10 protein-coding genes are annotated in these 9,896 nt (G+C 57.5%); 4 read left to right on the top strand and 6 right to left on the bottom strand.

The window, feature by feature from the left end; genetic code table 11:
* Window positions 1–147: 147 nt before the first annotated feature.
* Window positions 148–750 (bottom strand): hypothetical protein, encoded by a 603-nt coding sequence (locus tag EXE46_RS15540; protein WP_137689253.1) that lies wholly within the window; start codon window positions 748–750, stop codon window positions 148–150.
* 219 nt (window positions 751–969) lie between these two features.
* Here EXE46_RS15540 and EXE46_RS15535 point away from each other — a divergent pair, with 219 nt between their 5' ends.
* Together EXE46_RS15535 and EXE46_RS15530 are read left to right on the top strand one after the other, a co-directional pair.
* On the top strand, window positions 970–1,536 hold the full coding sequence (locus EXE46_RS15535) for a hypothetical protein (protein ID WP_137689252.1): 567 nt from the start codon (window positions 970–972) through the stop codon (window positions 1,534–1,536).
* Between the two features lie 248 nt (window positions 1,537–1,784).
* Window positions 1,785–2,930: an ISH3 family transposase gene (locus tag EXE46_RS15530; RefSeq protein WP_137689251.1), complete on the top strand. Its 1,146-nt coding sequence runs from the start codon at window positions 1,785–1,787 to the stop codon at window positions 2,928–2,930.
* Window positions 2,931–2,947: 17 nt separating this feature from the next.
* Here EXE46_RS15530 and EXE46_RS15525 read toward each other — a convergent pair whose 3' ends face one another.
* Window positions 2,948–3,253, bottom strand: a complete 306-nt coding sequence (locus EXE46_RS15525; RefSeq protein ID WP_303646302.1) for a transposase — start codon at window positions 3,251–3,253, stop codon at window positions 2,948–2,950.
* 48 nt (window positions 3,254–3,301) lie between these two features.
* On the opposite strand from EXE46_RS15525, the gene EXE46_RS15520 reads away from it, so the two are divergent.
* Window positions 3,302–4,126, top strand: coding sequence for an IS5 family transposase (locus EXE46_RS15520; RefSeq protein ID WP_137689250.1), 825 nt, complete (start codon window positions 3,302–3,304; stop codon window positions 4,124–4,126).
* A 652-nt stretch (window positions 4,127–4,778) separates the two neighbouring features.
* Here the strand turns inward: EXE46_RS15520 and EXE46_RS15515 are convergent.
* The 4 genes from EXE46_RS15515 to EXE46_RS15500 form a co-directional block, all read right to left on the bottom strand.
* The gene (locus EXE46_RS15515; protein ID WP_137689249.1) at window positions 4,779–5,627 is read right to left on the bottom strand and encodes a hypothetical protein; all 849 of its coding nucleotides are present in this window, start codon (window positions 5,625–5,627) and stop codon (window positions 4,779–4,781) included.
* A gap of 98 nt (window positions 5,628–5,725) precedes the next feature.
* On the bottom strand, window positions 5,726–6,382 hold the full coding sequence (locus EXE46_RS15510; protein WP_199234195.1) for a hypothetical protein: 657 nt from the start codon (window positions 6,380–6,382) through the stop codon (window positions 5,726–5,728).
* Between the two features lie 309 nt (window positions 6,383–6,691).
* Window positions 6,692–6,907, bottom strand: coding sequence for a PQQ-binding-like beta-propeller repeat protein (locus EXE46_RS17760; protein WP_394348207.1), 216 nt, complete (start codon window positions 6,905–6,907; stop codon window positions 6,692–6,694).
* Between the two features lie 170 nt (window positions 6,908–7,077).
* Window positions 7,078–8,472, bottom strand: coding sequence for a DUF6498-containing protein (locus EXE46_RS15500; RefSeq protein ID WP_199234194.1), 1,395 nt, complete (start codon window positions 8,470–8,472; stop codon window positions 7,078–7,080).
* A gap of 708 nt (window positions 8,473–9,180) precedes the next feature.
* Here EXE46_RS15500 and EXE46_RS15495 point away from each other — a divergent pair.
* Window positions 9,181–9,588 (top strand): hypothetical protein, encoded by a 408-nt coding sequence (locus tag EXE46_RS15495; RefSeq protein ID WP_241981594.1) that lies wholly within the window; start codon window positions 9,181–9,183, stop codon window positions 9,586–9,588.
* The last annotated feature ends 308 nt before the right edge of the window (window positions 9,589–9,896 follow it).

The following is a 9,896-nucleotide window of genomic DNA, read 5'->3' as shown; positions in this document are numbered from 1 at the left end:
CCGGTTGACAATCACTGAATCCGGTGGTTGGTAACTCACAGCAGCCACCGGGTTTCTGTGACAGGTAGTCTCAACGATATCGAATCAAGGGACAGCGCTGGCGTGAAGCGTTAAACTACAACGGATGGTCGAACCGGGGATTATGAGCTAATTGCTGTTTGCGGTCTCTGCAATGATCGTGAGTGTGAAGCTCGCGCTGGAGTCAATCTCGGTTATAGACGAGTCAAGTAAATCGATCTCAACTCCGAATGTTGTCGTACCACCAGGTGTGAGAGGGCCTGATACATCATTACTACTGAATAGGTCGACTTCGCTCCCCGATAACGGGTTCAGCGTATCTCCTCCAGTAACAATCTTGAACGCCTCTTCGTGATTACCAGATTCTGTACTATCACTCAAGGCCGTTTCTTCCACTTCAAATGCTATCTTATCGACATTTTGCGTTCCGTTGTTTGTGATATCGACGAGATTCTCGAAGCGGGTCCGTGCGTTTTCGTTGAGACCGCTCGCGGCATCATTGTTCGAGTCGGTTCCATCGAGGTCGATCTCTATGGTGTCGGTCGAGTTATCAACGTAGTTCCCACTACTGCGTGCGGGAGTGAGCGCAAGGAACGCGCTTGCGTCCCCCGTGCTCTGAATATTCACCGTCCGGTCCGCTTCCACGGTGGTGAACGCTCCCGTCCCCAGGAGCGCGCCGCCGCCAGCAACTAACCCGCCCAGTCCGATCAGGACGCTGCGTCTGTTAGCCATATCTACATCATGTACCCCCACCCACTTTGTATTGAGTCGCTTGACCCGCCCCAAGCACCGGCTGAATCTCGGTATCGACGGGCTTGAAGCGGGTATGGGTGGGGCTGAACCGCGGCCACGAACGGGACGACGTCCGCCCGACGCCGGAAAGCCCGTCAATACAAAGCCGTCGAGCCACGAAAGGTTCGGTACGAACGCGTCCGCGCGATTCGACTCACAATGCCCACACGACGACAGACCGCGCTCGGCCTCGGATCGATGGCGCTCGGCAGCGCCGTCGTCAGCTCCGCGTCGTTCTTCTCGGGCACGGCCGCCGCGGCGGACCTCCGGATCGTGGTCACCTCGGAGCTGACGCTCACGCCCGGTCGCACGGGCGAGGAGTACGTCGGCACCGACGAGGACGGCGAGGTCAACGAGATCGTGATAGAGAAGCTGAATCAGCGGTCGATATCGAGATTCGAGGACCTCGTCGAGGTGACGAACAACGGCGACGTACCCTACGACCGGCTCGCCTTCTCGTTCGCCGGGACGGGCGAGGACCCCGACGCGCAGAGCGTCGACGTCGCGGAGACGCTTCGGGTCGTCTCCGCCGACGAGTCCACGGAGACGGACGAACGGGGTCGAACGACCATTCTGGCCGACCGGAATGAGACGTTCGAGTCCGGCGACGCGGTCACGTTCGGGATGGTCGTCAACCTGATCCCCGGCGATCCACCGGGCGACCTCGACGAGCTTCCCGACGAGTCGGCCGTCACGCTAGAGGTCGCCGCGATCGACGAGGAGTGATCGGTCGCTGAGAGGTCCGGCACGCACTCGCCGACCGACGTGTGGTACCGTGGCCCGTGATCAGAGGTGTAACGGCGTGGACCGGCTCTCGTCTGCCGATTTCCGGACTTTCTCTTCGGGATAAAGCCCGGCTTGAAACGGATCGCGACGTCGCTCCGCAGTTCAGGCCGGCCCTTCGAACGTTTCAGGTGACCTAATACTCAGTCGATCACATCGGGTTTGAGTGAAAGTGTCTGCTTGGGAAAAGTGTGGAACCCACCCAAGCAGACAGCGAGATAGAGGAAGAGCACCTGCTTAATTTTGTCGTCAACAGCCTCGACGAAGAGCTTGGGATAGATCTCGGTGAGGATGTCAAGGTCACGACCGAGACATTGTACGAGGTCCTCGCCGGCGCTAGCGCCGGCGGGACCTCGATCAACCACGTCTGCGAAACGACCGATGACTCACCGCACGCCAACACCGTCCGTGGTCATCTCACCGACCAGTTCGAGCTTGACTCCGTTGAGGAAATTGGGGATCTGCTGCTTCAACGAGATACGCTTGAGACACTGCCAGATCGACCGGTGGAGGTCTGTGCAGACCTCCACCTCGATCCCTACTACGGTGATGAAGACGAGACAGAGGCGCTGTACTCCTCGCAGGCGAAACGCGGAACGACGACATTTCACGCGTATGCGACGCTGTACGCGCGGGTGAGCAACAAACGGTACACTCTGGCGGTGCGCCAGCTGGTCGCTGGCGACACCACCAGCGATGTCCTCGCTGAGTTTCTCGAACTGCTCGACGGCCTTGACCTCGGCGTCAAGGCCGTCTACCTCGATCGCGGATTCTACAACAGTACCTGCCTCAAACTGCTGTACGCGCACAACTACGCCTACGCTATGCCGATCATCAAGTGGGGCGAGACGATTCAAGAGAAACTCAGCACAGGGTGGAGCCGCGAGATCGAACACGATCTCGCCGGCGAGGTAACGTTCCCTGTGTTCATCGACTGCGTCTACCAGCAAGGACGATACGACGAACACGGGGTGGCGCGTCACGGCTACGCCGCTGACGCGCCGTTTATCGACACACCGCAAGATGCCCGAGAGCACTACAGCAAGCGCTTCGGCATCGAATCAAGCTACCGTTTAGCCAAGCAGAGCCTCGCGTTCACCAGTTCTCAGGACGCTGGGCTGCGGCTAGTGATGTTTGTCGTGAGCCTGTTGCTTCAGAACAGCTGGCGGTATCTCCATTGGAGGTACGTGGCGGCGCCCCGCCGCGGGGGGCGCCGCCTCTGGAGATGGCCGTTCACGGAGTTCTGTGAGATGGTACTGCGAGCAGCTTGGACAGCCCTTGGCGTCCGGAGGGCTGTCCCAGCGAATCAACCACTCGACGAGCGGTTCTTCCGGTAGCTGTCCACCACTCATACTCATGGACATAAGTACGTAAAGACATTTGGAACCGTAATTCGGTTGAGTGCAGAGAGCGCAGCATCGCGAAGTTCGTCGAGTGTGTCGAACAGCCGGTTGCCAAGCTCTTGATCGAGTTGTCGCCAGCACTCTTCCGCGGGGTTCAGCTCTGGTGAACCCCGCGGAAGGTAGCACAGTTCGATCGGCGTGTCTTCGGCGAACTCTTGGACTGCGTTAGCCGTAAAATACGATGCGTTGTCCAAGACGACGCAGATTTTCTCGCCGAACTCTGTCTGGAGTGCTCTGTTGAAGAGCGATCTTATCAGCCGATATCACCGGTTTAGAAGGGTGAAGCCGAGGAAATCGAACCTACCATGGAAATCGATATCCTCGACTTCATCGAGCAGTGTCGTCACCTAGCTAAACAAGCGTTGGGGAAGCACGCGGGCGAGCCCGCCAGCGGCGGGTTCGCCCGCTGGGTCCACGTCGTCCTTCACTGTTTTCGGGTCGAAGAGACCCACAGCTACCGTGAAACGCCGAATCGGCTGAAGTACATGGACGAGGTTCGTGACGCTCTCGACCTAGATCGGGACGAGCTCCCCGATCACACGACGATCTACAAGTCGTTTGATCGGCTGAAAATGTGGGTGTGGCGGGCGCTGCTGCGCGTCTCCGCGCAGCAGCACCCGCAGTCCGGCCACGCTGCGCTCGACAGCACGTTTTTCGACCGGCGACGTGCGTCATCGTACTTCCGCCAGCGGGCAGGACGGACGATACAGACGCTGAAAGTGACGACATTGACCGATGTGGAATCGCTTGCTGTTCTCGATGTTCACATCAACGCACGGTGGAAGCATGATACGAAGACCGGACCGCAGGTCGTCCGCCGAAACGCGGACGACCTGCAGTCCATCGCCGCCGATAACGGCTTCCAAGACTGGCATACCGAGTACGAAATCGCCGCACACGGCGTTGAGTATCTTGTTCACTATCGCGGTTCGTCAGCGAAAGCAGCCGCGAACAACGCGCTCAACCAAGCAAATGGCTACGCTCAGCGGTGGATGGCCGAAACATCCTACTCGACAACGAAGCGCTCGCTCGGCGATGCCGTGCGAGCGCTGGGCTGGTATCGACAGTTCCGTGAAATCGTCCTGATGTTCGCTATCACTAACATAGAACCGCTGTGTGAGCCTCTATAACTGTGACTCAGCGTCTATTCAACACAGCAGTCTGTTTGGCTCTGTTGAAATCCTCAACAAGTGATATGTTCTGACCCGGTTGCGGTCAATACAGGAGATCTATCGAGAAGCAACCCTGAAGAGATGCCGGTCAACTTCCCACTCCACAGCGAGGCTCAAGAAGATGGCCAACACGCCAAACCAACTGAACGGTGGCCGTTGAGTGAGCGCGAGTATAATCACAACTCCGAACAGAAACAACCCTGTCCACTCCCGGGTTCCCTCAAGCCGGTAATGGGAAATGAGCAATACGGCAAGTAGGAGTCCACCAATCAGACCGACAAATATAGGCATCGAGATGATTACACCAGCGACCGACAGTGTCGGTAATTGAATGGTAACCACGGCTCCGAATATGGTGAGTAAGATGATTAGTAAGGAACCGAAAACGGTGGATTTGCTCAGGTACACGAATGGGTGCCGATTGAGTGCGCAATGATATAGTTATTTGCTTGAAATTTCCTTGGTTTAGAATAGGCGGTCGCAAGCGCGATCTTCCGGTTGATTCAGCCACACAAACTCGGAAGCATCAACCGTAGATCGCTCAGTTCAGGGGACTCATAGATCGGTCAATACAGACGAACCAACTATCGCTCTAAGCTGATCAGGGGTACTAATCTGAAGAAGTCTCAACGTCATATTCATATCCAAGTTTCTCACGTAGCCGGTGGAACGCATCCAATATCTTTGCTCCGTCTTCACCAGGAGGAATCTCAACTTGTGCTGGTGGAGTCGCACTCTCCGAACCCAGAACTCGCCAAACTGTTCGACGAAGTAACGACTCCTCGGACATCGGCTTCCAATCAAGCCGTAGGAGGTTCTCAGAAAACAGTGCGGTCACCTGCCGTAGCCGTTCCAAATCATATGACGCACTCTCCTTTCTATAAGAGCAATACAGAGAGTTCCATTTCAAATCATACGCGGTACCGTCAGTTGTCCAAGAGACAAGCCCACCAAACGGAACGACAGCCGAACCTCGCACTTGAGCAAATGTCTCGTTCAATTTCTCAATTACTCTCTCATGTCCCCTCGCGTTGATTTCCCGGATATGTGTCTCATGCGGTACTGACCGGTATAGCCACGACTGGTCGGCCAGAACTGCAAATTCAACGAGGTAGAACAGACGGTCCATCCACGCATCAGTATCACCACCCGGAATTTCGAGCACTAACTCAACCAACGCCTGGTCCTCGGGAAGCGACGCTCGAAATTCATAATCCGAACCGACAAAGATACAGTTCGAGTCGGGAACCTGTACTAGCTCCCGTTGTACAGTCTCAAATTGAGCGTGGTTTGGATCAAGGCCTAGGTGGACAACGGTTCCGTAGTCCATCAGAACACTAATCGCTCGGTTCTCAACTGTCACGCCGCCGAGATTGTCCCAGTCCTTCACACCGGATAGACTCCGTGAGACGAGTCTATGTGTCGGTTCTGTAGCATCGAGCTTCTCTGTGAACTCCATCGTTGTTGCGTACTCTTTGGTTTGTTGAAATCCTCAGCAGTATTATATTCAGGTCCGGTTGCGGTCAATACAGGGGACGAAGTAACGCTTCTATAGAGCTAAGCGTTCGCGGCTACCCGGCGGAACGGGCGGACAATCCGACGTGGGAGCCAGGAGAAGAATTGGACGACGGGGGTTACCCGACCCCACTGGGGCGGCTCCGCGCGGTACTGGTTCCCCATCTGCTCAACACGACCCTTCGTGTCCAGAAATTCGAGGGCGCGTTCGACGCGCGATTCAGTCAGGTCGAGGTCAGCCGCAAGCTCTGTGGCAGTCTTTGGCTCTGGAGCGTCTTCCAGCCCCCGATACACCACGTTTAGCGTCTGCATGCGGAGCATCGCCTCACCCATATCGGCGTCGTCGATATCGGCCACGTACTCGTGTGTCGACAGAGACGGCTCATATCGGATGGTCGTCGCGCCATCAAAGACGAACCACAGACCGGCGAGGGCGATGAGACTACCGACCCACGGAGTCGGCCCGGCGACTGCAAAGTATGCTCCTACAACGACGACAGATGCACCGTAGGCGAACCAGTTCGTTCCCTCCGGAAGGTCATACGTCTCATCGACGACATCGTGTCCCATCACCGCGAAAAATATGAAAGCTACTGGGACAATGGTTCGGAGCGTCATCTCGGTGAAAACCACGAAGGCGGTGAGAACGACGAGTGTCCCGAGGATAGTGCGGAGGTTCTTATTCTTGTAGAGTGACACGATGCGGGGAGCCATACTAATCAGTTCATGAATTGGTATGTGGGGACATATATCCTCTCCCCCTCTAATAGATACGTTCGCAGTTTTCATCGACCGGCTGTTTCAGGCGAGAATATATCTGAAGAATAGGATTTCAACAGAGCCGTCTGTTTGAATTCCTACATCAACGTTCTATGCCATTTAGAATCCATAGAGAGCGGACAGTACAAGACTAGCTATCCTGTGCGGGTACATCCCCTAGGGCGGCGAGACCATCGATATTACTGGCTGCAAAGAACACAGCACTGTCAACCAATACTAGAGATCCCATCACATAGGAGCCCGATCGAACGTGTAGTACCAGCGCACCTCGCCCGATTCACGTTCGAGCGCGCTAATCGTCTGCTTTCCGGATGCGAATTCAGCACTGTCGAGCGGGACTACAACCGTGTCGGTTCCAACACAGATCCCTGAGTGGTACACTGAGGCGTCGCGGCGCCATCGTTCCGTTCCAGTTTCATTATCGATTGCGACGGCGCCAGACACGCTGGTAACGAATACGGTACCGTCAGCGGCAGCAACCGTATGAGGAATCGCACCTTCGCCCTCACCAAACGAGTAGATCAAAGTTAACGGATCTAATCCCGATCCGTGGGGTGGCCGTGCCGCGGTAACTAGCCGGGGCGCGGCCCGCTCCGCTCGCCGTCGACGTCGGTTCAGGCGGTCGGGAGCGCCCACTTCCACGCCGATCTGAGGGCAACGACGCCGAACGGGCCGCCGAACCCGGCGGCGATCGCCGCGATACTGGGGGCGGAGTAGGCGAGACCGGCCACGGCGGCGACACCACAGCCCCCGACCGCGGCCGTCGCCCCGGCCACGCGTCGGTCGAGCGGGCCGAATGCCGTCGTCTCAACGGAAAGTTCGAACCCTTCGACGGCCTGACCGTATTCCCGGAGATGCGCGACGCTGAGTTCGTATTCGCCCGCAAACGTGGTGAGTGAGAACGTCCGGGTGTCGCACACCCGGTCGATGAACTCTCCCTCGCACAACTCGGCGTCCCGTATGTCGTCGACGGGAGTCGCCCACTGAACCGTCTCGGTGAGGTCGTCGTATGCGACCACCGCCTCGTCGCGGCGCTGGTACGCCAGCGTACCGTGGGTTAGGACGTACTCGACGGCTTTCAGCCCGCCGAGGCCGACCGGCAGGAGGCCGAAACAGACCACCGTGGCGACGGCCGTCCCTACTGACCCAGCGGTGAGCCCGACCCACGCGAAGAGGTATGCCGGGCCGCCGCTGACTGCGGACGTCGCGCCCCGCCAGAGCGCGGTGGCGCGGACAGCACGCCGAGCCGGACGGACCTCCGCCGTCGGCGGCGCGTCCGGGGCCGCCACGGGTGGGAGTGTTCCCTCACCCTCCTCGGGGTCGAACGGCACCCCGCCGCGGTAACTGCGCCACTCTGCGAACAGCTTCGCCGCGACGAACGCGACCAGCGCGCCGGCCGGGCCACCGACGATCGCGAACATAAGCACCACTACGGCCAGCCCGGCCTCGGTCGTTGCGCTCGCCACCACGTCTCGGGGAGTGCTCGTCTCGTGGCGTCGCTTCCGGAAGTACTCGCGCTCAACGACGCCGACGTGGGAGATGACCAAGAAGATGATACTCGCCGCCACGCTCGGATCGGCAAGCGTCGCCGGCACATCGACGAACCGGCCCAGTACGAAGAGGAATAGTCCGGCGAGCGACATGCCAGCCCCGAACGCCCGCACGACGAACGGGACGTTTCGGGGGTAGATCGGCGGGAGCGGGTTAACGACCGCGACGCTCCCGCGACGGTGGGTGAGGTCACTTGATCCGACGGAGATGTTGCCCCGCTCGTCGGACTTGAGTGGGTCGTCTTCCTTGGGGCGCTCCAGCTCATCGTAATTCGGCGGACGGCGCGCGAAAAGCGCCTTCACCCCTGCGAACGGGACGGAAACGACCAGTTCGATCGCGTAGACGACCGCGAGCGTCTGAGCGCTCCACCCGAGGTGGAACACGCCGACCAACGGGATGACGTTCGCCGCGACTGTCACCAGAAACACGACAGGCGAACTGTTCGATGGTGACGCCATCGATTCACCGTTCGATGGCGGCGGAATAAAAATTCGGCTCTGATGGGATGAAAGCCTGCTAAGTCCCCAGCGTACGTGAGGAGGTACTGGGGTGGTCAAAGGCCGATGATTCAACAGCGTCATAGAACGCGTGGCTCTGATTGGCCTACTGCCAAGGAAGCACCATCATGGGAGGCCGCCCGGATGCCGACAGCATCCGGGCGGCGAGCCCGAATAGGTGTTGCTCCATTTACGCACACACCACCCATCAGCGCAGCAGTAGCTCGTATCGATCTTCAAGATGCTCGACTGTATGGAGGAGACTGATCCACAACACGTGAGTTACTGAAGCCCGCCGAGGCGGCGGCCTTCATAGGCCGATCGCGGCAGCTGTGAGCCACAGCTAACGCTTTCACGTTTTGACCGCCTGCCGGCTGGTTCCTGAGCTATCGTAGTGACTGCGTGCGGTTTTCTCCCCGTGGACAAGATCGGATCGATCCCGGCGAAAAATATAGTATCGCAGACGTGGTTTGTTGCGCTAGCAGGCTTTCATAGGTGTTGAAATCCTCAGATGCTGATAGTCTGGAGATGCTATACAGAATACACAGCCCGAGCCTTCTACGGCTGAATGACGATTCTGCTTCACCTAGCTCTTGCCGATTAACCAACTGATTCCCACGAGTCTATACACGAACGTTCCCTTTTATACATCCAGTCAGAATTGTGTGTATGGGTACAAACCATACAACAAAGCCGGAGAGTCTGTTCCAGTGGCCGTCGGAATCGATTGGGTATGTGGCGGTTCTTTTGGCCCTCATCACCGGACTGATCCATCTCGTAGCGACGACACGAGCGATTGAGATGAGCGTTGTGCTGGCGGTTCTCTTCGTGCTTAACGGACTTGGTTTCCTCGGCGGAGCAGCACTGTATTTCACCCGGTTCTGGCGACGCTCGTTTTTCCTCGCGGCCGCAGTGTACTCATTGGTGACGATTCTTGCGCTGTTCCCGTTCCGGGGTTGGGGGATTGAAGCGTTCTACATGAATGGGGCGATTAATCCAATTGTCACCATCACGAAGGTTGCGGAAGCTTTCCTCGCGATCGTATCAGTTTATTTGTACAGCAGCACAAGCGATTAGGGCCGCGCTCGGCCTGAAATCCCATGGTGGTTCCCGCGACCTTAGCCGCGGGAGGAGGTCAAGCTGTGAAGCCACCATCTTGAGCGAGATCTTACGTAACACGAGATCAATTGGATTCACCCTGTCCATAAGTTCTTGCTAGAGGAATAGAATCTTAAGTCCTGGCAAACAAGAAGTCTCTCACGCCACATCAACATACCTTTCTTGTAATGTGGCAATTAGTAGGTAAATGGAATATAGCTCAGGACTACGACGGCGGATCATCTTCGGAATTGGAGGGTTAGGATTATTAGCTGCTGTCATTTTTG

The sequence above is a fragment of the Halorubrum sp. GN11_10-6_MGM genome (assembly GCF_005435165.1).
Lineage (GTDB): Archaea > Halobacteriota > Halobacteria > Halobacteriales > Haloferacaceae > Halorubrum.
This window is presented reverse-complemented; position numbering and strand designations above follow the sequence as displayed.